The following is a 21,379-nucleotide window of genomic DNA, read 5'->3' on the forward strand; positions in this document are numbered from 1 at the left end:
GGCTTTTTAGCGAGTGGCCTTCTACGTCTACATCCTCGCCAGCAAGCGCAACGGCACGCTGTACATCGGGTCTACGGACGACCTGTCGAAGCGGACCTGGGAACACCGCGAGGGCCTGAGGGCCGGTTTCACTAAGAAGTACGGAGTGCATCTGCTGATCTGGCATCAGGCCTTCGACACCCGCGAGGGCGCGTTTCGTCGCGAACGTCAGATGAAGAAGTGGAACCGGGCGTGGAAGATCGAACTGATCGAGCGGAGCAATCCCGGCTGGCATGACCTGTATGCTGACTGGATGTGAAAAAGCCTGGGTCCCCGCTTTCGCGGGGATGAGCGGGGTGGGGAGATGCAGACTGCGGGCGAAGCCAATCCCGAAGGCGCACCGCCCCTGATGTCTTGACGGCCAGCGTTGCTCTGCCGGCGGCCTTGCTCAAGGACCGCCTTCGGCGGCCGCGGAGCGGCGGCCCGCAGGGCCGTCCTTGACCAAGGTCGTCGACAGAGCTCCAATGCCATCAAGGCATTCAGGGGGATCAGTATCCGGGGATGCCAGGTCCCCATTCCCCGGCGAAGGACGGGCCCTGGATGCAGCCACCACAGCCCGCCTCCTTGTCCACTCGGCGCTCTTTGGTCCGGGGCCCGTCCTTCACCGGGGAGACGGACAAGGGCGGTACCCGCCGGTCCGACGCCCCAAACCGCACCCCCGCTTGCATTTTCGCCCGTTCCCCCCTACATGCCCGCCCATCACGCACGTGGACGTTCGGGCCGGTCGGGGAGAAATCCTGATCAGTCCGTTCCGGTCCCTGGTTCACCAGGGGTTTGTCCGCGGAGGCGATAACCGGAAAAAGGACAAGACCACATGGCTCTCCCCGAGTTCTCCATGCGCCAGCTGCTTGAAGCCGGCGCCCACTTCGGCCACCAGACGCACCGCTGGAACCCGAAGATGGACCGCTACATCTTCGGCTCGCGCTCGAACATCCACATCATCGATCTGTCGCAGTCGATCCCGCTGCTGCACCAGGCCCTCGTGAAGGTCCGCGAAGTCGCGGCCGCCGGCGGTCGCGTGCTGTTCGTCGGCACCAAGCGTCAGGCCTCGGACCCGGTCGCCATCGCGGCGAAGCGCTGCGCCCAGTACTACGTCAACCACCGCTGGCTCGGCGGCACGCTGACCAACTGGCGCACCATCTCCGGTTCGATCTCGCGTCTGCGCGAGCTGGAAGGCGTGCTGGACGGCGACGGCGCCGGCCGCACCAAGAAGGAACTGCTGCAGCTGACGCGCGAGCGCGACAAGCTCGAGTTGAGCCTGGGCGGCATCAAGAACATGGGCGGCATCCCCGACATCATGTTCGTGATCGACACCAACAAGGAAGCGATCGCCATTCTCGAGGCCCGCAAGCTGAACATCCCGGTCATCGCGATCCTGGACACCAACTGCGACCCCGACGGCATCACCTATCCGATCCCGGGCAACGATGACGCGGCCCGCGCCATCCAGCTGTACTGCGACCTGATCGCCGACTCCGTGCTCGACGGCATGGCCGCCGGCGTGGTGGCCAGCGGCGTCGATATCGGCGCCTTCGAAGCGCCGGTCGAGCCCGCGCTCGCCCGAGAGATGACGCCGGAGCCCGCTCCTGTCGCCGCTGAAGCCGCCGCTGAACCGGAGGCCGTCGCGGCCCCCGAGTCGGCTCCGGCCGAAGCCCCCGCGGCCTCGGAGTAATCCAGGGCCGACTGAACGCGCTCCGCCCGGAGCGCGTCAGCGTCACACCGTTTTCGCAGCCCGGCCGTAAGGCCGGGCCGCACCCCTATAAGTCCCAACTCAGGAGGACATGACATGGCGGAAATCACCGCGGCGCTGGTCAAGGACCTGCGCGAAAAGACCGGCGTCGGCATGATGGACTGCAAGAAGGCGCTCGTCGAAAACGACGGCGACATGGACGCGTCCATCGACTGGCTGCGCGCCAAGGGCCTCTCCAAGGCCGCCAAGAAGGCGGATCGCGCCGCCGCTGAAGGCCTCGTGGCCATCGCCACGCGCAATGACGGCGCGGGCATGACCGCGTCGGTCATCGAGCTGAACGCCGAAACCGACTTCGTCGCCCGCAACGAGCTGTTCCAGAACGCCGCCCGTGCGACGGCCAAGGCCGGTCTCGATGTCGACGGCGTCGAAGCCATCACCGCGGCGAAGACGGCCGACGGCGAAGTCATCGGCGAGATGGTCACCCAGCTGATCGCCACGATCGGTGAAAACATGATGGTGCGCCGTTCGAAGCGCTTCGTCGTGGCCGAGGGCGCCATCGGCGCCTACATCCACAACGCCGTCGCGCCGGAACTCGGCAAGATCGGCGTGCTGGTGGCCATCGAGGGCGCCGGCGACCAGGCGGCGATCATGGAGCTTGGCCGCAAGATCGCCATGCACGTGGCCGCGACCAACCCGATGTCGCTGTCGACCGATGACCTGGACCAGGCCAACGTCGACCGCGAACGCGCCGTCTTCACCGAACAGGCGCTGGCCTCGGGCAAGCCCGAGTCGGTGGTCGAAAAGATGGTCGAGGGCCGGATCCGCAAGTTCTACGAGGAAGTCGTGCTGCTGAAGCAGGCCTTCGTCATGAACCCGGACCAGACCGTCGAACAACTGGTTGAAGCGACCGGCAAGGAGCTCGGCTCCACGCTGAAGGTCCAGGGCTTCGTGCGCCTGGCCCTCGGCGAAGGCGTCGAAAAGGAAGTCACCGATTTCGCGGCCGAAGTGGCCTCGATGACCGGCGGCAACTGATCCGCCTTCCGAAGACCTGAAGAGGGCGCTCCCGGCTGACGCTGGGGGCGCCCTTGGTCTATGTTCTCCACGCTACTGACTCGCTGAGCCCCGGACGCCAATGCCGACCAAGACCTACAAACGAATTCTGGTGAAGGTTTCAGGCGAAGTGCTGATGGGCGACTCCGCCTTCGGCATCGACATGGGCACCGTCGAGGCGGTGGCCCGGGACCTCAAGCAGGTCGCCGACAGCGGCATCGAGCTCTGTCTCGTGATCGGCGGCGGCAACATCTTCCGCGGCCTCGCCGGCGCGGCCAAGGGCATGGAACGGGCCAGCGCCGACTACATGGGCATGCTGGCCACCGTCATGAACGCGCTGGCCATGCAGGACGCGCTCGAGCGCATCGGCGTCTCGACCCGCGTGCAGTCGGCCATTCCGATGCCGACCGTCTGCGAACCGTTGATCCGTCGCCGCGCCGAACGTCATCTGGAAAAGGGCAGGGTGGTTATCTTCGCCGCCGGCACCGGCAACCCGTTCTTCACAACCGACAGCGGCGCGGCCCTGCGCGCGGCGGAGATGAAGTGCGACGCCCTGTTCAAGGGCACCAGCGTGGACGGCGTCTACACGGCCGATCCGAAAAAGGACAAGACCGCCGAGCGCTTCGACCATCTGACCTATCACGACGTGCTGTCGAAGGACCTCAAGGTCATGGACGCCTCGGCGATCAGTCTGATGCGCGAAAACGGCATCCCGATCGTCGTTTTCTCGATCCGGGAACGCGGCAATCTGATGAATGTGCTGCGCGGCGAAGGCGTGCACACCGTCATCTCCGAAACTGACTAGGAAGAAGAGGGAGCCTGCACATGGCCGCCGGCGAAAAGCCCGTGTTGAGCAACTACAAGGCGCGGATGGAAAAAGCCGTCGCCGCCCTGAAGGAGGAGTTCGCCAGTCTGCGGACCGGTCGGGCGTCCGCCGGACTGCTGGATCAGGTGCATGTCGAAGCCTATGGCAACACCGTCCCCCTGAACCAGGTGGGCTCCGTCAGCGTCCCCGAGCCGCGCTCGATCAGCGTCAGTGTCTGGGACCGCGCCCTGGTGGTGTCGGTGGAAAAGGCCATTCGCAATTCCGGCCTCGGCTTCAATCCGGTCGTCGAGGGGCAGAACCTGCGCATCCCCGTGCCACCCCTGACCGAGGAGCGCCGCAAGGATCTGGTCAAGATCGCCGGCAAGTACGCCGAGCAGCAGAAGATCGCCGTGCGCAACGTGCGCCGCGACGCCATGGACGACCTGAAGAAGGCCGAAAAGGCTTCGGTCATCACCGAGGACGAACATCGCCGGATGGACGTCGAGGTTCAGAAGATGACCGACGAGGCCGTCAAGCGTGTCGACGAGACCTTGAAAACCAAAGAGCAAGAGATCATGCAGGTTTGATCGGTACGTTGGCGTGGAATGACGCATGACGGACACGAAGGAGTGGCGATGACGCCGACGGACAGGCCGCTGCATGTCGCCATCATCATGGATGGCAACGGGCGCTGGGCCAAACAGCGCGGTCTGCCACGCACTTTCGGTCACCGGGAGGGCGTGAAGGCCCTCAAACGCACCGTCGAGGCCGCATCTGGCCTCGGCGTCCGAACCCTGACTGTTTTCGGCTTTTCGACCGAGAACTGGCGTCGGCCGATGGCCGAGGTCTCAGAACTGATGAGCCTGCTCAAGGCCTATGTGGAGAGCGATCTCGAGCGCCTGGTGCGCGAGGGTGTGAAGGTTCGCATCATCGGCCGGCGCACCGGTCTTCGGCCCGACGTTCTCGATGTTATCGACCGTGCGGAGGCCCGCACCGCGCACAACGACCAATTCCTGCTCCAGGTCGCCTTCAACTACGGGGGGCGCGCGGACATCACCGATGCCGCCCGCCGCTTCGCCGAGGCCGTGGAACAGGGCAAGGCCCACGCCGCCGATCTCGATGAGACGATCTTCGAAAGCCACCTGTCGACGGCCGAAACGCCGGCCCCTGATCTGATCGTCCGGACCAGCGGTGAGCGTCGCATCTCGAATTTCCTGCTGTGGGAATGCGCCTACGCTGAACTGGTGTTCCAGGACGTCTACTGGCCCGACTACGGAACCGAACACCTCAAGGCGGCGATCGACGAGTACCGGGCCCGTGAGCGGCGTTTTGGCGGAGCCGCGTCTGATGACGTCCTCGCCGCCGGCTAGACGCTTCGACTGGAATAATCTGCGCGTCCGTGTCGCCTCGGCGAGCGTGCTGATTCCGGCCGTGATCCTGGCGCTCTGGTTCGGCGGCTGGGCCTGGCTGCTGCTGGTTTCAATCGGCGTCGCCCTGCTGGCCAACGAATGGGGCGTGATGAGCGCGCCGGTCGCCCCGGTGCGCATCGCGACGGCGGTCACCGTCGGTGTCCTCGCCACAGTCTTCGCCATGTATCTGCACCAGCATGCCATCGCCTGGACGCTGGTCGTCGTCGGCGCGGCGCTGGCGGCGCTGGTGGCGCGCGGCACGGCGGAGCGGCCTGCCGACGCCGCCTATGGCGTCATCTACATCGCCCCCTGCGCCATCGCGCTCCTGTGGCTGCGCGGCGAGGAACACGGGCGCAGCTGGGCCACGATGTTGTTCGCGGTCACCTGGTCGGCGGACATCTGCGCCTTTCTGGTCGGCAGCGCGCTGAAGGGGCCCAAGCTCTGGCCCCGGTTTTCGCCCAACAAGACCTGGTCCGGGTTCTTCGGCGGGCTTGTCGGAGCCATGATCGCGGCGGTCCTTGTCGCGACATTTTCCAATGCGACGGTGGTCTGGTACGCGGCGGCGCTGATCGGCCTTGCCGGAGGCCTCGCCACAATGGCCGGCGATCTTTGGGAGTCGGCGTTGAAGCGCAGGTTTGGAGTCAAGGACTCGGGCGATCTGATCCCCGGCCACGGCGGGCTGCTCGACCGTGTTGACGGGCTGATGTTCGCGTCCGTGGTCATCGCGGGCGCACGGCTGATCGACCACTGGGGCTGGCCCGTTTGACCGCCGCCCGCACCGTCGTTGTCCTGGGATCCACGGGTTCGATCGGCGTCTCCACCCTCGACCTGTTCGACAAGTCCGGCGCCGAGGTCGAGATCCTCGCCCTGACGGCTGGCCGCAACGTCGAAAAGCTGGCTGAACAGGCGCTGCGCTGGCGCCCCCGGCTTGTGGTCATCGAGCAGGAACAGCTGCTGGGCGAGCTGCGCGAGCGCCTGACCGGTAGCGGTATCACCTGCGCCGGCGGCGCCGAGGCGGTTCGGGACGCCGCCGCCATGGGCGCGGACTGGGTCATGTCGGCGATCGTCGGGGCCGCGGGCCTGGCGCCGACCCTCGCGGCGGCGCGCATGGGCTCGGTCATCGCCCTGGCCAACAAGGAAAGTCTGGTTTGCGCGGGGCCGGCGCTGCTCGAAACGGCGCGGCTCGCCGGCGGCAAGGTCATCCCGGTCGATTCAGAGCATTCGGCCATCTTCCAGGTGCTGCAGCCCGACTGCGCCCATCGCGTCGCGCGACTGATCCTGACCGCCTCCGGCGGGCCATTCCGTACCTGGACCCGTGAACAGATGGCGCTGGCGACCCCCGAGCAGGCCGTCGCACACCCCAACTGGAGCATGGGCGCCAAGATCTCGATCGACTCCGCGACCATGATGAACAAGGGGCTGGAGATGATCGAGGCCTCTTACCTCTTCTCCACGCCCGCCGATCGCATCGACGTCCTGATCCATCCGCAGTCCGTGATCCACAGCATGGTCGAGTACGAAGACGGGTCGACTCTTGCGCAGCTGGGCCCTCCGGATATGCGCAGTCCCATTGCCTGCGCCTTCTCCTGGCCCGATCGTCTGCCGTGGCCCGCGCCGAAGCTGGATCTGGCCGCGATGGGACAGCTAACGTTCGAGGCGCCGGACAACGAGCGCTTCCCCGCTATCAGTCTGGCCCGCGCCGCGCTGACCGCCGGAGGGGGCGCGCCGGCCGCCATGAACGCGGCCAACGAGGTCGCCGTGGCGGCTTTCCTTGACCGCAAGATCGGGTTTCTGGATATTGCCCCGCTGGTTACGGATACACTCGCCCGCATGAACGGTGTGGGGGATCTGGAGGCCGGCGGTGGGGACGGCGCTCTCGAGAGCGCGATGATGGTCGATGCGAGCGCTCGTCGCGTTGCGGCGGAAGCGGTTTCGCAGCGTCCAGTTCACCACTGACAGTAGGGGAGTAACCGGCCGTTGCCCGACGTGTTGTCCTGGATTCTGCCGTTCCTGTTCGTGCTGACGCTCGTCGTCACGATTCATGAGCTTGGCCACTATTGGGCGGCGCGCGCCTTCGGCACGGTCATCGACAGCTTCTCGATCGGTTTTGGCCGGGCGATCTTCAAGTGGCGCGACAAGCAGGGCGTTGAATGGCGCATCGGCTGGATCCCGCTGGGCGGCTATGTGCGCTTCGCCGGCGACGAGAACGCGGCCAGCATTCCGGACCATGACGATCTGGCCGAGATGAAGGCCAAGATCCTCGAGCACAATCCGCCGTCGGCCTTGCGGAAGTTCTTCCATTTCAAGCCGGTCTGGCAGCGGGCGATCATCACGGTCGCCGGGCCAGTCGCGAACTTCATTCTGGCCATCCTTCTGTTCACGTTCTTCTTTGGCGTGTTCGGCGACGTTCAGGTGACCCCCCGTATCACTGGCGTGACGCCGGGCAGTGCGGCCGAGCGCGCCGGCTTCCAGGCCGGCGACATCCTGCGCACGGTGAACGGCAAGGCGATCAACGATTTCAAGGAAATCATGCCGGTGGTCGCGATCCGGGCCAACCAGCCGATCAGCTTCACGGTCGATCGCGGTGGTCGGGCGATCGACCTGGTGGCGACGCCGGCGCAGAAGCTGATTACCGATCCCACCGGCGCACGGCAGCGTATCGGCGTCCTTGGGCTTGAACATGTCGACCGGCGCGCGGATGCCGTGCGTGTGCGCTACAACCCGGTCCAGGCTGTGGGAATGGGCGCGGCCCGGACCTGGGACGTCCTTGCGACCTCGCTCTACTACATGGGCCGCCTGATCCGTGGCCAGGTGCCCGCCGATCAGCTCGGAAGTTTCATCGGCATCGCCAAGGCGTCTGATGCGGTGGCGAAGGCCGGTGCGGAGGGCGCGCCCAACGCGGCGATGGGTGTGGTCGGCTCTCTGCTCGCCCTGCTGCAACTGTCAGCGATTCTCTCGGTGAGCGTGGGCTTCCTGAATCTTCTCCCGATCCCCGTTCTGGATGGCGGACATCTGCTCTTTTACGGCTATGAAGCCGTTGCGCGCAGGCCACTGGCGGCAAATGTCCAGGCCGTAGGCTATCGCCTTGGTCTTGCCTTGCTGTTGGGATTCATGCTGTTCGCGGTCTGGAACGACCTGCAGCGCTACAACGTGTTCAACTTCCTTGGTGGTCTGTTCTCATGAATGCCCACCGACCGCCGATGGCAGACCTTATGAAGAATGCTCGTGCGCATGGCGCAGCGATTGTTACCCTTGCTGCGCTCCTCATGGGGTCAACAGCGCTAACCTTCCCGACCGCGGCCTATGCCCAGGTCGAAACGGGGGTGGTTCAGCGCATCCTTGTCCAGGGCAACGAGCGCATCGAAGCGGGGACGGTTGTCTCCTATCTGCCGATCCAGGTCGGCGACCAGGTCGATTCCCAGCGCATTGACGTTGCGCTGAAGACCCTGTTCCGCACGGACCTCTTCGCCGACGTGAAGATCGACCTGCAGCAGAACGGCGACCTCGTCGTGCGCGTGGTTGAAAACCCCATCATCAACCGGGTTATCTTCGAGGGGAATTCTGCCCTCAAGGAAGAGAAGCTGCGCGATGAAGTGACGATCCGCCCGCGCGGCATCTTCACCCGGGCCCGCGTCCAGTCGGACGTCCAGCGACTGATCGAACTCTATCGCAAGTCCGGCCGCATCGGCGTGACCGTCACTCCCAAGGTCGTCGAGCTGCCGCAGAAGCGCATCGATCTGATCTTCGAAATCAATGAAGGCCCCAAGAGCGGGGTCCTCGACATCAATATCCTCGGCAACGTCGCGTTCTCGGACAGCGACCTCCAGGACGTGATCGTCACCGAGGAGTCCCACTGGTATAAATTCCTGTCGAGCAACGACAACTACGACCCTGACCGGATCGAGTACGACAAGGAACAGCTGCGGAAATTCTACCGCAACAAGGGCTACTACGACTTCCGCATCATCTCGGCGGTGGCCGAGCTGTCGCCCGAGCGCAACGGCTTCGTCGTCACCTACACGATCGAAGAGGGCGAGAAGTACAAGTTCGGCAAGCTCTCCGTTGAGACCGAACTGAAGAAGCTCGACGGGACGGTGCTTCAGCAGCTGCTGCCGATCCGCACCGGGGAAATCTACCAGGACGAGCTGATCGAGCAGGCGACGGACTCGCTGACCTTCGCCGCCGGCGCGGCCGGCTTCGCGTTCGTCGACGTGCGTCCGCGCTACATTCCCAACCGCGAAACCCACACCGTCGACGTGGTCTTCCAGGTCAAGGAAGGCCCGCGCGTCTACATCGACCGCATCGACATCATCGGCAACACGCGCACGCTGGACGCTGTGATCCGCCGCGAAATGAACGTCACCGAGGGCGACGCCTACAATCGCGTGCTCGTGGACCGTTCGAAGCAGCAGATCCGGGCCCTGGGCTTCTTCAAGGACGTCACCGTCGAGGAAATCCCGAGCGGTACGCCTGACCGCACCTCGCTCCGCGTGAAGGTGGAAGAGCAGCCGACGGGCGAGCTCTCGTTCAGCGCGGGCTACAGCTCGGTCGACCAGCTGATCATCGACCTGGGGGTCAGCGAGCGAAACTTCCGCGGTCGGGGCCAGAACGTCCGGGCTCGCGTCTCGATCGGTTCGCTGCGCCAGCAGATCGATTTCTCGTTCACCGAGCCGCGCTTCCTTGGCCGCGATCTGCGCGGCGGGGTCGATCTCTACTCCTACCGCTACGACTTCAGCCAGCAGACGGCCTTCGACACCCGCTCGACCGGCATGGGCCTCCGCCTGGGCTTCCCGCTGACGACCAACGCCTCGATGGGCCTGCGCTATACGCTGCGGACCGACGACGTGGTCGTGGCCGACTCCTACTGCATCACCGGCCAGGAACTGGTGTCGCCGACCCTCTGCGCCCAGCGCGGGTCCAACGTCACGTCGCTGATCGGCTACACGGTTCGACTGGATCGCCGGAATGACGTTCTGAAGCCCACGCGCGGCTACTTCGTGGAGCTCAACCAGGATCTCGCCGGGGTTGGCGGAGACGTGAACTACCTGAAGACCGAGTCCAGCGGTGGCTGGTACTACGGCTTCAACAAGGACTTCGTCCTGAGCGCCACCGGCACGTTCGGCTACATCGACGGCTGGCACGGCGACAACGTCCGGATCAACGACCGCTTCTACAAGGGCGGCAACAGCTTCCGGGGCTTCGAGGTCGCCGGCATCGGTCCTCGCGACATCTCCTACGGCCGCAAGGACGCCCTGGGCGGCAAGCTCTACGCGATCGGGTCGCTTGAGCTGTCGGTGCCGACCTTCCTGCCCGAGCAGTACGGCATCAAGGCCTCGGTCTTCAGCGATTTCGGCACCGTCGGCGGGCTCGACTCCTCTGACCTGCGCGACCGTTTCGGTCAGATCATCGACTGCGACACCTCGCCGACGACGGTCACGCCCTGCGTCAAGGACGACCTCGGATTGCGCGCCTCGGCGGGTCTTTCGATCTTCTGGCGCTCACCCATGGGGCCCATTCGTTTCGACTTTAGCCAAATTCTGGCCAAAGAAGACTACGACAAGACGGAAACGTTCCGCTTCTCAACCTCCACAAGGTTCTAGACTCCATGCAATTCAACAAGACCCTCGCGGTCGCGGCCGGCGCGGCCGCAGCTCTCGCCTTCGCCTCGGCTGTCGCGGCCCAGACGCCTCCGCCGCGTCCGGCCACGGCCGCGGCGCCTTTGGCCGCGCCCGCCGCCGCGATCAAGCATGGTCCGGCCCTGCCGGGAGTCTGCACCTACAACGGCGACCAGGCCGTCCAGGCTTCGGAAGTCGGCAAGTACGTCGCCACCCGGATGCAGCAGATCATCGCCGAGGTGAATGCTGAACTGACCGCCGAAGACACGGCGATCAAGAACGAAGCCAAGGCCATTGACGCGGCGCGCGCTACGGCGCCCGCCGACTCCCTGGAAGCCCGCGCGGCCAACCTGCAGGTCCGCTTCAACGCCTTCAAGCGCAAGCAACAGCTGCGTCAGGCCGAGGTCCAGCAGACCGAGCGCAAGGCTGTCATGCGCGTGCTTCAGGAGCTGGATCCGATCGCTGTCAGCGTCTACCAGGCGCGCAACTGCTCGATCCTGCTCGGCGATGGCGTGCTGCTCGGCAATCCGGCCATGGACATCACCCCGCAGGTGGTCACGGGCCTGAACGCCAAGATCAAGACGTTCACCTTCAACCGTGAACGCCTCGACACCCCGCCGGCGCCGGGTGCTGCAGCCGCACCGCCCCGCGCGAACTAGTCCGACTCGCGTTATCGCGGGTCTGTGCGAGGAATTCATGCCGGACCCGCGATTCTATATCAGCCATGGCCCCCGGTCCGCCGGGGAGCTGGCGCGACTGACCGGAGCAGAGCTTCGGTCAGGTTCGCCTGACCTGCCGATCATCGGCGTGGCCCCCCTCGACAAGGCGGGGCCCGCCGATGTCGCGTTTCTGGGGGACAAGAAGCACCTGCCCGCCCTGCGCACGACACGGGCCGGCGCCTGTTTTGTCCATGAAGCCCAGGCTTCCGAGGTTCCGCCGGGCTGCATCGCCCTGGTCAGCCCCCGGCCGCAGGCGGCCTGGGCCACGGCGGCCGCCGCGCTGCACGAGCCGCGCTTCCATGACGTCTCGGCCGCCAGCATCCACCCGGAGGCGGAGCTGGAAGACGGCGTCCACGTCGCGCCGAACGCCACCATTTCCGCCGGGGCGAAGATCGGCCGGGGTACCCGCATCGCGCCGGGCGCCGTGATCGGGCCGGGAGTCGCGATTGGCCGGGACTGCGAGATCGGACCCAACGCCACGGTCACCTTTGCCCTTCTTGGCGACCGGGTGCGGATCTATGCGGGCGTCCGGATCGGGGAGGCGGGTTTCGGGGCCACGGGCGCAGCGACGGGTGTCATCGACGTGCCGCAGCTGGGTCGGGTCATCCTACAGGACGGTGTCACGATCGGCGCCAACAGCTGCGTCGATCGCGGCGCCTGGGATGACACCGTCATCGGCGAAAACACCAAACTCGACAACATGGTGCACATTGCCCACAACGTGCGGCTGGGACGTAACTGCGTCCTGGCCGGGTTCACGGGCATTTCCGGCAGCGTGACGGTGGGCGACGGCTGCGCCTTTGGCGGACGGGCCGGGATCGCCGACCATGTGACCATCGGCGACGGCGCGCAGGTCGCGGCCGGCGGCGGCGTGTTCCGCGACATCCCGGCCGGCGAGACCTGGGGCGGCGTGCCGGCCCAGCCGATCAGAAACTGGCTGCGCGAGACCGCGATGCTGTCCCGCATGGCCAAGGAAAAGAAGAAGGACCGGCCATGAGCGATGGCGAAACCGACCTGCCGACAATCGAGATCGGCGAGGTGCTCGCGCGCCTGCCGCACCGCTATCCGTTTCTTCTGGTCGATCGGGCGGAGGAATACCGGCCGGGGGAATCGCTGGTCGGCATCAAGTGCGTGACGATCAACGAACCCTTCTTTCCGGGCCACTTCCCGGGCAATCCGGTGATGCCCGGCGTTCTGGTCGTTGAAGCCCTGGCGCAGGTCGGCGCGCTGCTGATGTCCAAGACCTGGGACATCGACATCAGCAAGACGACCATCTTCTTCATGTCGGTCGACGGCGCCCGGTTCCGGCTCCCGGTCCGGCCTGGCGATGTGCTGAAGCTGCATGTCGATGTGGTCAAGATCCGCGCGCCGGTGGTCAAGTTCAAGGGGCGGGCCCTGGTCAACGGCAAGCTGGCCGCGGAATGCGAGTTCTCGGCCATGAAGGCGGATAACCCCCAGTGACGAAAATCCATCCCACGGCCATCGTCGACAAGGCCGCCCAGATCGACTCCAGCGTCGAGATCGGTCCCTACTGCCTCGTCGGCCCCGGCGCGACGCTGGCGAAGGGCGTGCGACTTCTGTCCCACGCCATCGTCGAGGGTGTCACCGATGTCGGTGAGGACTGTGTCCTGCACCCGTTCGCCTGCCTTGGGGGACCGCCGCAGCATTCGGCGCACAAGGGCGAACCGACCCGCGTGGTGGTTGGCCCGCGCAACGTCTTTCGCGAGCATGCCACGGTGCATGCCGGTACGGCCGGCGGCCGCGGCGTGACGACCATCGGCGCGGACGGCCTGTTCATGGTCAGCGTCCATGTCGGCCACGACTGCATCATCGGCGACAAGGTGATCATGGCGCCAAGCGTCGCTGTCGGCGGTCACGTGACGGTCAATGACTTCGTTTTCCTTGGCGGCCTGGCGGCGATTCACCAGTTCACCCGCATCGGCCGCTACGCCTTTGTTGGCGGCGGCGGGATTGTGACCAAGGACGTTATTCCCTACGGCTCGGTCTGGGGCAACCATGCCCACCTCGAAGGCCTCAACCTGATCGGCCTGAAACGACGCAACTTCACCCGCGAGCAGATCGCCACGCTGCGCGCAGCCTATCGCCTGCTGTTCGCCGACGAAGGCACCTTCCAGGAGCGGCTCGAGGACGTCACCGAAACCTATCCGGACGTGCCCGAGATCATGGAAATCGTGGCCTTTATCCGGGACGATGCAAATCGCCCGCTGTGCCTGCCGGAACGCGAGGTCTGAGCGTGATGAAGCTCGGGATCATCGCCGGGGGCGGGGGGCTGCCGGCCGAAATCGCCGAGCGCTGCCGGCGCTCGGGTCGGCCCTACTTCGTTGTCCGCCTGCAGGGGTTTGCCGACGAAGGGACGCTGGAGCATCCGTCGGCCGATATCGGCCTGGCCGAGCTCGGCAAGGTGTTCAAGGCTTTGCGCGCCGAGCATTGCGACGCCGTCTGCTTCGCCGGTACGGTTGCCCGGCCCAACTTCAGCAAGCTCAAGCCTGACCTGCGCGGCGCGGCGGCCCTGCCGTCGATCATCGCCGCCGCCCGCAAGGGTGACGACGCGCTGCTGCGCGCGGTGCTGGACGAGTTCAGCAAGGAGGGCTTCACGATCGAAGGCGCCCACGAGGCCGCCGAGTCGATGACCCTGCCGCTCGGCCGTCTGGGCGCGGTGTCGCCCGGCGAACGGCATACCGAAGACATTCAAAGGGCTCTGGTTGCGGCGCGCGCGATCGGCCGGCTTGATATCGGCCAGGGCGCCGTCGTCTGCGACGGCCTGGTTCTGGCCGTGGAGGCCCAGGAGGGCACGGACGCCATGCTGCGCCGGGTGCGCGAACTGCCGGAAGCCATCCGTGGGGTTCCGGGCGCCGCACGAGGCGTGCTGGCCAAGGCGCCCAAGCCGATCCAGCACGCCGACGTCGATATGCCGACCATCGGCGTGGCCACCGTGCGCGGTGCGGCCCAGGCAGGGCTGGCGGGCATCGTTGGAGAGGCCGGACGCCTGCTCGTGGTCGACCGCGAAGAAACCCTGGCCATGGCCGACGACCTCGGCCTGTTCATCCTCGGCGTTGAGGCGAAGGACGAATGAGCCGGCCCCTGACCGTCATGCTGGTGGCCGCGGAGGCCTCGGGTGACGCTCTGGGAGCCGGCCTGGCTCACGCGCTGAATGCCCGGCTGGGCGATCAGGTGCGCCTTGTCGGCGTGGGTGGTCGTCGTATGGCGGCCGAGGGCATCGACAGTCCCTTCGACATCGCCAGCCTGTCGATCCTCGGCATCTTCGAAGCCGTGGCGGCCTACAGGACCGTGGTTCAACGCGTGGCCGACACCGCCGCCCTGGCGCAGCGCGAGACGCCGGACGTCGCCATCCTGATCGACAGCTGGGGCTTCACGCTCCGGGTCGCCCAGGCGCTGCGCAAACGCTTTCCGTCGATGCCGCTTATCAAGTACGTGGGGCCGCAGGTCTGGGCCACGCGGCCCGGCCGCGCAAAGACCCTCGCGGCCAGTGTCGATCATCTGCTGTCGATCCACAGCTTTGACGCCCCCTGGTTCGAGAAGGAGGGTCTGACAACCACCTTCGTCGGCAACCCGGCCCTGGCCAAGGACTTCTCGCACGCTGATCCGGCCCGTCTGCGCGCGGCGATCGGGGCCGGGGAGGGCGAGGATATCCTGCTGGTCCTGCCCGGCAGCCGGCCCGCCGAGATCAAGCTGGTCATGCCGGTGTTCGAGGAGGCGGTGAAGCGGCTCAAGGCCCAGCGCCCCGGCCTGCACGTGGTCATCCCCGCGGCGGGCACCGTCGTCGACTCCGTTCGCGCCAGGGTCGCCGGCTGGCCGTTCCGGGCCCATGTCATCGAGGACGAGCAGCTCAAGGACGACGCCTTTGTCGCCGGCGCCGTGGCGCTGGCCTGCAGCGGCACGGTGACCACCGAGCTGGCGCTGGCCGGCACGCCGATGGTGGTGGCTTACAAGATCGGGGGGGCCAGCTACGCGATCCTGAAGCTGATCTTCAAATCGCCCTGGGTGACGATGTTCAACATCGCCGCCAAGGCCTTCGTGGCTCCGGAATTCCTGCAGGCCGATTGCACGCCGGCCAATCTCGAGAAGGCCATCGCCGAACGTCTCGACGACCCGGCCCTACGCGCCCGTCAGATCGCCGCCCAGAACGCGGCGCTGGAGCAGATGGGCAAGGGCGGGCCTGACCCCTCCGAAGCCGCCGCCGACGCTGTACTCAAGCTTCTTGACCGCTAGGGTATGATGGTCGCATAATGCGGCCTATGCGGGTATTTTGTCTGTTACTGGTTTGTTTGTCGGCCTGCGCGCCAGGTGCGGGCCCCCGGCGGGCGCCGCTCCCGGCCCCTGGGTTGCATGGCGAATATGCAAGAGCGTATTGCGATGCGAAGGGTGGCCGCCTGGTGGTGCGCGGCAAGGGTCTTGGCATGGGTTGCTACACGCCACTCGTGGACGCCGGAAAGTCCTGCACGGACGGACAACAATGTCAGGCTGGTCGATGCCTGGCCCAGTCGGATCAGCCCAACCCGAAAGAGGCGGCCGGGGCTTGTGCGCCCGACAGGGGTGCTTTCGGTTGTGAGACCCGCCTTGAGGCCGGTGTACCCCGCAGGATCTGCATCGACTGAGCCAAGGGCCATTTGATGTGGCGCTCGCGAAACGAGCCGCGACGTCGTAGAACTGACCCATGCGCATCGCCATTCTTCTCTTCGTACTGACCGCCTGTGCGCCAGCGCCAGCGCCAGCGCCAGCGCCAGCGCCAGCGCCCGCGCCGATGTCGCCGACGCCGGTGGCCCTGGCCGCCGATCCCGCGGCCTGCAAGGCCGCCGGCGGTGCGATCCAGCCGGTCTGCCGGATGCAGAAGCCGGCCTGCGTGATCGCCTACAAGGACGCCGGCAAGGCCTGCACCGACAGCGACCAGTGTGACGGTCGCTGCGTCGCCGACGACGGCTACAGCCCAAAGGCCAAGGGGCCCGTCGTCGCCCATTGCGAGGCCGACAGCGACCGCTGCGGCTGTGCCACTGAAGTCATCGGGGGGAAGGCTGAAGCCACCCTCTGTATCGACTGACCATGCAGGCCTTTGACGTCGTCATCGTCGGAGCCGGCGCGGCCGGCATGATGTGCGCGGTCGAGGCAGGCCGTCGCGGCCGCTCGGTGCTCGTCGTGGATCATGCGAAGGCACCGGGCGAGAAGATCCGTATCTCCGGCGGCGGTCGCTGCAACTTCACCAACCTCAACAGCGACCCCAGGAGCTTTCTGTCGCAGAATCCGCGCTTCGCGCTGTCGGCCCTGCGCCGATACACGGCGCGCGACTTCATCGCAGCCGTCGATGCGCGCGGCATCGCCTGGCACGAGAAGGCGCTAGGCCAACTGTTCTGCGACGGCTCGGCGATGCAGATCGTGACCATGCTGACCGACGACATGGCCCAGGCCGGGGTCGAGCTACGGCTCAACACGGGCGTCGAGCGGGTCGACCGGGACGGGGAGGGTTTCGCCCTGACCCTGTCCGACGGCGCGCGGATCGGCTGCGCCTCGCTGGTCGTCGCCACGGGCGGCAAGTCGATCCCGAAGATGGGCGCGACGGGTTGGGCCTACGACATCGCCCGGCAGTTCGGCCTGAACATCATCGACACCCGCCCCGCCCTTGTGCCGCTGACCTTCGAGGTCGGCCTGCTGGAGCGCTGGAAGGACCTGTCCGGCGTCGCCGTCGACGCGGTGGTCGGCTGCGACCGGACGAAGTTCGCCGAAGCCATGCTGTTCACCCATCGCGGCCTCAGCGGGCCGTCGATCCTGCAGATCTCGTCCTACTGGCGCGAGGGGCAGGAGATCGCCGTTTCGATGGCTCCCGGCGCCGACATCTTCGCCGCCCTGAAGGCCGCCAAGGGCTCCAATCCGCGTCAGGCCGTCCACACCGCGCTGGGCGCCTTCGTGCCGGCCAGGCTGGCCCAGAAGCTGGCCGAGGACGCCGGCGCCCGCGGCAACCTCGCCGACACCCCGGACGCCGTCCTGCGGGCGCTGGACACGGCCGTGAATGGCTGGCGGGTCAAGCCGGTGGGCTCCGAAGGCTACCGCACGGCCGAGGTAACGCTGGGCGGGGTCGACACGCGCGATCTCAACTCAAGCACGATGGCGTCGAACGCCGTCCCTGGCCTGTTCTTCATCGGCGAGTGCGTTGACGTCACCGGCTGGCTCGGCGGCTACAATTTCCAGTGGGCCTGGTCGAGCGGCTGGGCGGCCGGGCAGGTGGCTTGATTCCCTCTCCCGCAGGGAGAGGGCGGGGCCCGGCGCGAAGCGGCGGGAGGGTGAGGGCTTACGGCGTTCGCCCGTCGATTCCGTAAGCCCTCATCCGTCGGGTTCCACCCGACACCTTCTCCTTCCGGGAGAAGGACATCACTTCAGCAGCTTCTGGCCTTCATCCTTCAGCCGGCCGCCGATCTTGCCCGCCAGCATGCCGAGCAGGCCTGGCAGAATGACCTCCATCCGCACGGCGTCGGCCAGCACGTCGAGCGTACCCCGGATGTCCTGACCGGCCACGAGAGCGGAGAAAACCAGTCGGTCGCCCTCCCAGCGCTGATCGATCTTCGCAGCCCCGCCTGGAAGCTTGGCGGTCAGCTCGGCGAAGCCTGACTCGAGCCTCTTGCGGGCCTCGGCGACACCGAGTTGGTGGGGGATGCTGACGGTAAGGGGATTGGCCATGGTCCTGCAAACGAATGGAAGCCGGGATCGCTCCCGATCACGCCGGATGGAGCCTCCCTTTAGCCCCAAAATCGCGTTCAGTATCCCCCGACACAGACGGGGCAGGTGGACATGAATCGCTTCAGAACGATCGCGCTGGCCGCCGCCGCGATCCTGGCTTGCGGCGGAGCCGCCCCGGGGCCGGTCGACGACCCCGAGGCGACCCTTGTCGAGGAACTGGTTGTTCGCGCCGCCGCGCCCGGACCGGCCTGGTGGCGGGTCAAGGACGGTGACTCCATCGTCTACATCCTCGGTGCGCCGGAGAGTCCGATGCCGCCGGGCGTGACCTGGGACAGGAGTGTCGTTGAGCGACGCCTGACCGGGGCCAACGCGTTGCTGATGGATTCGTCGGTGACCGCCGGCCTGCGCGATCTGCCCGCGCTGCTGAAGATCAGGGCCCAGCTGAAGTCGAAGACCCCACTCGAGGCAGGTCTGCCGGCGCCGTTGCGGGCGCGGTTCGTGGCCGCCCGGGAGAAGCTCGGCCAGCCGGCCAGCCGATACGCGGGCTGGACCCCCCTGGTCGCCGGCGCCCTGGTCTATGGCGACAGTCGGGCGCGCAAGACGGGCTGGACCTACACCCGCGGCGCGGTCGCACAGGCGGCGAAGAAACGCAGGGTGAAGGTGGTCTATGCGGCGCAGTACAAGGCCGTACCCCTGGCGAGGAAAGCCGTCGCCGATCTGACCCCGGCCATCCACCAGCAGTGTCTCGAGCGCGCTCTGGACGATATCGAGACGCCCGAGTCGCGGGTGCGCGCCTCGGCCGCCGGCTGGGCGCGGGGCGATGTCTCCCTGGCCCTGACCGCGCCACGCAACTTCGACCGCTGCCTGCTGCTGCTCTCCGGCGGCGCGGAGCTGTGGCGGCGGCAGGCGCGTGACGACGTAACGGCCATCACAACGGCGCTGATGACACCGGGCAAGTCGGTGGCGGTGATCGGCCTGCGCCGCCTGCTGGCCGAAGACGGTGTGCTTCAGCAATTGCGCGCGAGAGGATTAACCGTAGCAGGACCCGGCGAGGTGCTGCCGTAACGGGGACATGTACCGCAGGTACGTGTCCCCTAATCGAGGTGCAGCGGCGGTTGGTTTAGGGGACACCTACCTTCGGTACATGTCCCCCAGTTGTCAGCCGCGCTTGTCGATCGGCATGTAGTCGCGTTGGGTCGCGCCCGTGTAGAGCTGGCGCGGACGACCGATCTTGCGGCCGGGGTCCTCGAACATTTCCTTCCACTGACTGATCCAGCCGACGGTGCGGGCAAGCGCGAACAGCACGGTGAACATGTTGGTCGGGAAGCCCATCGCCCGAAGGGTGATGCCGGAATAGAAGTCGATGTTCGGATAGAGCTTGCGGTCGATGAAGTAGGGATCGCTGAGGGCGATCTTCTCCAGCTCCATGGCCACTTCCAGCAGCGGGTCGTTGACGCCCAGCTCCTTCAGAACCTCGTGGCAGGTCTTCTGCATGACCTTCGCCCGGGGGTCGAAGTTCTTGTACACGCGGTGGCCAAAGCCCATCAGCTTGTACTTGCGGTCCTTCACGCCCTGGATGAACTCCGGGATCTTGTCGACCGTGCCGATCTGCTCGAGCATTTCGAGCGCTTCCTGGTTGGCGCCGCCATGCGACGGGCCCCAGAGGCAGGCGATGCCGGCGGCGATACAGGCGAACGGGTGCGCGCCTGACGAGCCCGCCAGGCGAACCGTCGAGGTCGAGGCGTTCTGCTCGTGGTCGGCGTGCAGGATGAAGATCCTGTCCATCGCCCGGGTCAGGACCGGATTGGGTTTGTAGTCCTCCGCCGGCACGGCGAAGCACATGCGCAGGAAGTTTTCCGCATAGGTCAGATCGTTGCGCGGGCTGATGAACGGCTGGCCGATCGTGTACTTGAACGCCCGCGCCGCGATGGTCGGCATCTTGGCGATGAGGCGGTGCGCCGAGATTTCCCGCTCGACCGGGTCATCGACGTTGATGCTGTCGGCATAGAAGGCCGACAGGGCGCCGACCGCGCCGGTCATGACGGCCATCGGGTGGGCGTCACGGCGGAAGCCTTCGAAGAAGCGATCGAACTGGGCGTGCAGCATCGTGTGCCGCGTGATCGTGGTCTCGAACTTCTCACGCTCCGCCGCCTTGGGCAGTTCGCCATGGAGCAGCAGATAGCTGACCTCCAGGAAGCTCGACTTCTCGGCCAGCTGGTCGATCGGATAGCCGCGATGCAGCAGGATGCCGGCGTCGCCATCGATGTAGGTGATCTTGCTTTCGCAGGATGCCGTCGAGGTGAAGCCGGGGTCGAAGGTGAAGGTGTCGGAATCCGCGTACCACTTGCGAACGTCGACCACGTCCGGGCCTGTTGATCCCTTCAGGATCGGCAGGTCGAAAGTCTTGTCGCCGATCGTCAGGATCGCCTTGTCGGTCATGCCTGAGTCCCCTTGAAAACACACATAGGCCCGAACGGGCGTTTGACCTGCTTATACCGGTTCACGTGGCAGGCGAAAGCGCGTCTTCAAGCCGCGCCAGACTCTCATCGCGGCCAAGGGCGGAAAGCGTGCGCCCGAGGTCGGGCGATGCCGCTCCGCCGGTCAGAATCGCTCTCAGCGCGGGGGCAAACTTGCCGAAGCCGACGCCTTCCGACTCGGCGAAGGCCTTGAGCATCGCTTCGAGCGCCTCGGCGCTCCAGTCATTGGCGGCGGACAGTTGCGTCGCCAGCCTCGCGAGCCGTGCGCGGGTCTCGTCTGTCAGCTGGCCACGCGCCTTCTCGTCGAGCACGATCGGTCGGGCGCGGAACAGGAAAGTCAGCTGGTCGGCCAGCTCGACGATCGTCTTGGCCCGCTCCTTGACCAGCGGGATGGCGCGCAGGGCGTGCTGCTTGCGGGCCTCGTCCAGCGGATCACCGCGCGTGGCGAACACCTCGGCCACCAGGGCTGTGAGCCGCGCGTCATCGGCCAGCCGGATGTAGTGGGCGTTGACGAAGTTCAGCTTGTCCCAGTCAAGCCGCGAGGCGCCCTTGTTGGCGTCGGCGATGTCGAACCAGGCGATGGCCTCTTCATCGCTGAACAGTTCGTCGTCGCCGTGGCTCCAGCCGAGCCGGGCGAGGTAGTTGCGCATGGCTTCGGGCAGGTAGCCGAGGCTGGCGAAGTCCGTCACCGCCGTCGCGCCGTGGCGCTTGCTGAGCTTGGCCCCGTCTTCGCCGTGGATCAGCGGGATGTGGGCGAAGTGCGGCACGTCCCAGCCCATGGCCTGGTAGATCAGGCACTGGCGGGCGGCGTTGTTCAGGTGATCGTCGCCGCGAATGATGTGACTGACGTCCATGTCGTGGGGGGGGGGG

Annotated in this window: 22 protein-coding genes; 19 read left to right on the plus strand and 3 right to left on the minus strand. The window is 66.5% G+C overall.

Translation table 11 applies throughout. The features are described 5' to 3' along the window. Positions 1–13: 13 nt before the first annotated feature. The 18 genes from ACODSL_RS19450 (at position 14) to ACODSL_RS19535 (ending at position 17,588) form a co-directional block, all read left to right on the plus strand. On the plus strand, positions 14–298 hold the full coding sequence (locus tag ACODSL_RS19450) for a GIY-YIG nuclease family protein (protein WP_488902389.1): 285 nt from the start codon (positions 14–16) through the stop codon (positions 296–298). Positions 299–853: 555 nt separating this feature from the next. Beyond that, the gene (gene rpsB / locus ACODSL_RS19455; protein ID WP_488902390.1) at positions 854–1,711 is read left to right on the plus strand and encodes a 30S ribosomal protein S2; all 858 of its coding nucleotides are present in this window, start codon (positions 854–856) and stop codon (positions 1,709–1,711) included. 114 nt (positions 1,712–1,825) lie between these two features. Beyond that, positions 1,826–2,761 carry a translation elongation factor Ts gene (tsf, locus tag ACODSL_RS19460; RefSeq protein ID WP_488902391.1) on the plus strand — a complete coding sequence of 312 codons (936 nt, stop codon included), beginning with the start codon at positions 1,826–1,828 and terminating at the stop codon, positions 2,759–2,761. 100 nt (positions 2,762–2,861) lie between these two features. Beyond that, a complete protein-coding gene (gene pyrH / locus ACODSL_RS19465) occupies positions 2,862–3,584 on the plus strand; it encodes a UMP kinase (RefSeq protein ID WP_488902392.1) in 723 nt (240 codons plus the stop codon). Positions 3,585–3,604: 20 nt separating this feature from the next. Further along, the gene (gene frr / locus ACODSL_RS19470) at positions 3,605–4,171 is read left to right on the plus strand and encodes a ribosome recycling factor (protein WP_488902393.1); all 567 of its coding nucleotides are present in this window, start codon (positions 3,605–3,607) and stop codon (positions 4,169–4,171) included. Between the two features lie 18 nt (positions 4,172–4,189). Further along, positions 4,190–4,954 (plus strand): undecaprenyl pyrophosphate synthase, encoded by a 765-nt coding sequence (uppS, locus tag ACODSL_RS19475; RefSeq protein ID WP_488902394.1) that lies wholly within the window; start codon positions 4,190–4,192, stop codon positions 4,952–4,954. After that, positions 4,932–5,759: a phosphatidate cytidylyltransferase gene (locus ACODSL_RS19480; protein WP_488902395.1), complete on the plus strand. Its 828-nt coding sequence runs from the start codon at positions 4,932–4,934 to the stop codon at positions 5,757–5,759. The genes uppS and ACODSL_RS19480 overlap by 23 nt, the downstream gene beginning before the upstream one ends. After that, positions 5,747–6,949, plus strand: a complete 1,203-nt coding sequence (locus ACODSL_RS19485; protein ID WP_488902413.1) for a 1-deoxy-D-xylulose-5-phosphate reductoisomerase — start codon at positions 5,747–5,749, stop codon at positions 6,947–6,949. Before ACODSL_RS19480 ends, ACODSL_RS19485 begins: the two co-directional genes overlap by 13 nt. A gap of 30 nt (positions 6,950–6,979) precedes the next feature. Then, positions 6,980–8,176 carry a M50 family metallopeptidase gene (locus ACODSL_RS19490; protein ID WP_488902414.1) on the plus strand — a complete coding sequence of 399 codons (1,197 nt, stop codon included), beginning with the start codon at positions 6,980–6,982 and terminating at the stop codon, positions 8,174–8,176. 29 nt (positions 8,177–8,205) lie between these two features. Further along, positions 8,206–10,593 (plus strand): outer membrane protein assembly factor BamA, encoded by a 2,388-nt coding sequence (bamA, locus tag ACODSL_RS19495; RefSeq protein WP_488902396.1) that lies wholly within the window; start codon positions 8,206–8,208, stop codon positions 10,591–10,593. Positions 10,594–10,598: 5 nt separating this feature from the next. Continuing rightward, the gene (locus tag ACODSL_RS19500; protein WP_488902397.1) at positions 10,599–11,267 is read left to right on the plus strand and encodes an OmpH/Skp family outer membrane protein; all 669 of its coding nucleotides are present in this window, start codon (positions 10,599–10,601) and stop codon (positions 11,265–11,267) included. 37 nt (positions 11,268–11,304) lie between these two features. After that, positions 11,305–12,324, plus strand: a complete 1,020-nt coding sequence (gene lpxD / locus ACODSL_RS19505) for a UDP-3-O-(3-hydroxymyristoyl)glucosamine N-acyltransferase (RefSeq protein ID WP_488902398.1) — start codon at positions 11,305–11,307, stop codon at positions 12,322–12,324. Beyond that, a complete protein-coding gene (gene fabZ / locus ACODSL_RS19510) occupies positions 12,321–12,788 on the plus strand; it encodes a 3-hydroxyacyl-ACP dehydratase FabZ (RefSeq protein ID WP_488902399.1) in 468 nt (155 codons plus the stop codon). The genes lpxD and fabZ overlap by 4 nt, the downstream gene beginning before the upstream one ends. After that, entirely contained in the window at positions 12,785–13,579 is a 795-nt protein-coding gene (lpxA, locus tag ACODSL_RS19515) for an acyl-ACP--UDP-N-acetylglucosamine O-acyltransferase (protein ID WP_488902400.1), read from the plus strand. The genes fabZ and lpxA overlap by 4 nt, the downstream gene beginning before the upstream one ends. Positions 13,580–13,581: 2 nt before the next feature. Further along, a complete protein-coding gene (gene lpxI, locus ACODSL_RS19520) occupies positions 13,582–14,421 on the plus strand; it encodes a UDP-2,3-diacylglucosamine diphosphatase (protein ID WP_488902401.1) in 840 nt (279 codons plus the stop codon). Further along, on the plus strand, positions 14,418–15,578 hold the full coding sequence (lpxB, locus tag ACODSL_RS19525) for a lipid-A-disaccharide synthase (RefSeq protein WP_488902402.1): 1,161 nt from the start codon (positions 14,418–14,420) through the stop codon (positions 15,576–15,578). The genes lpxI and lpxB overlap by 4 nt, the downstream gene beginning before the upstream one ends. Positions 15,579–16,023: 445 nt before the next feature. Further along, complete coding sequence (locus tag ACODSL_RS19530) at positions 16,024–16,404, plus strand: hypothetical protein (protein ID WP_488902403.1); 381 nt, start codon at positions 16,024–16,026, stop codon at positions 16,402–16,404. 2 nt (positions 16,405–16,406) lie between these two features. Next, positions 16,407–17,588: a BaiN/RdsA family NAD(P)/FAD-dependent oxidoreductase gene (locus ACODSL_RS19535; RefSeq protein WP_488902404.1), complete on the plus strand. Its 1,182-nt coding sequence runs from the start codon at positions 16,407–16,409 to the stop codon at positions 17,586–17,588. 138 nt (positions 17,589–17,726) lie between these two features. On the opposite strand, the gene ACODSL_RS19540 is transcribed toward ACODSL_RS19535, so the two are convergent. Then, entirely contained in the window at positions 17,727–18,032 is a 306-nt protein-coding gene (locus ACODSL_RS19540; RefSeq protein ID WP_488902405.1) for a polyhydroxyalkanoic acid system family protein, read from the minus strand. A 111-nt stretch (positions 18,033–18,143) separates the two neighbouring features. Between ACODSL_RS19540 and ACODSL_RS19545 the strand changes: the two genes are divergently transcribed. Continuing rightward, positions 18,144–19,097, plus strand: coding sequence for a TraB/GumN family protein (locus tag ACODSL_RS19545; protein WP_488902406.1), 954 nt, complete (start codon positions 18,144–18,146; stop codon positions 19,095–19,097). 93 nt (positions 19,098–19,190) lie between these two features. On the opposite strand, the gene gltA is transcribed toward ACODSL_RS19545, so the two are convergent. After that, a complete protein-coding gene (gene gltA / locus ACODSL_RS19550) occupies positions 19,191–20,471 on the minus strand; it encodes a citrate synthase (RefSeq protein WP_488902407.1) in 1,281 nt (426 codons plus the stop codon). Between the two features lie 61 nt (positions 20,472–20,532). Further along, on the minus strand, positions 20,533–21,379 hold an 847-nt coding region (locus ACODSL_RS19555; RefSeq protein ID WP_488902408.1), incomplete at its 5' end, for a glutamate--tRNA ligase.

Source organism: Caulobacter sp. FG121 (assembly GCF_057809815.1).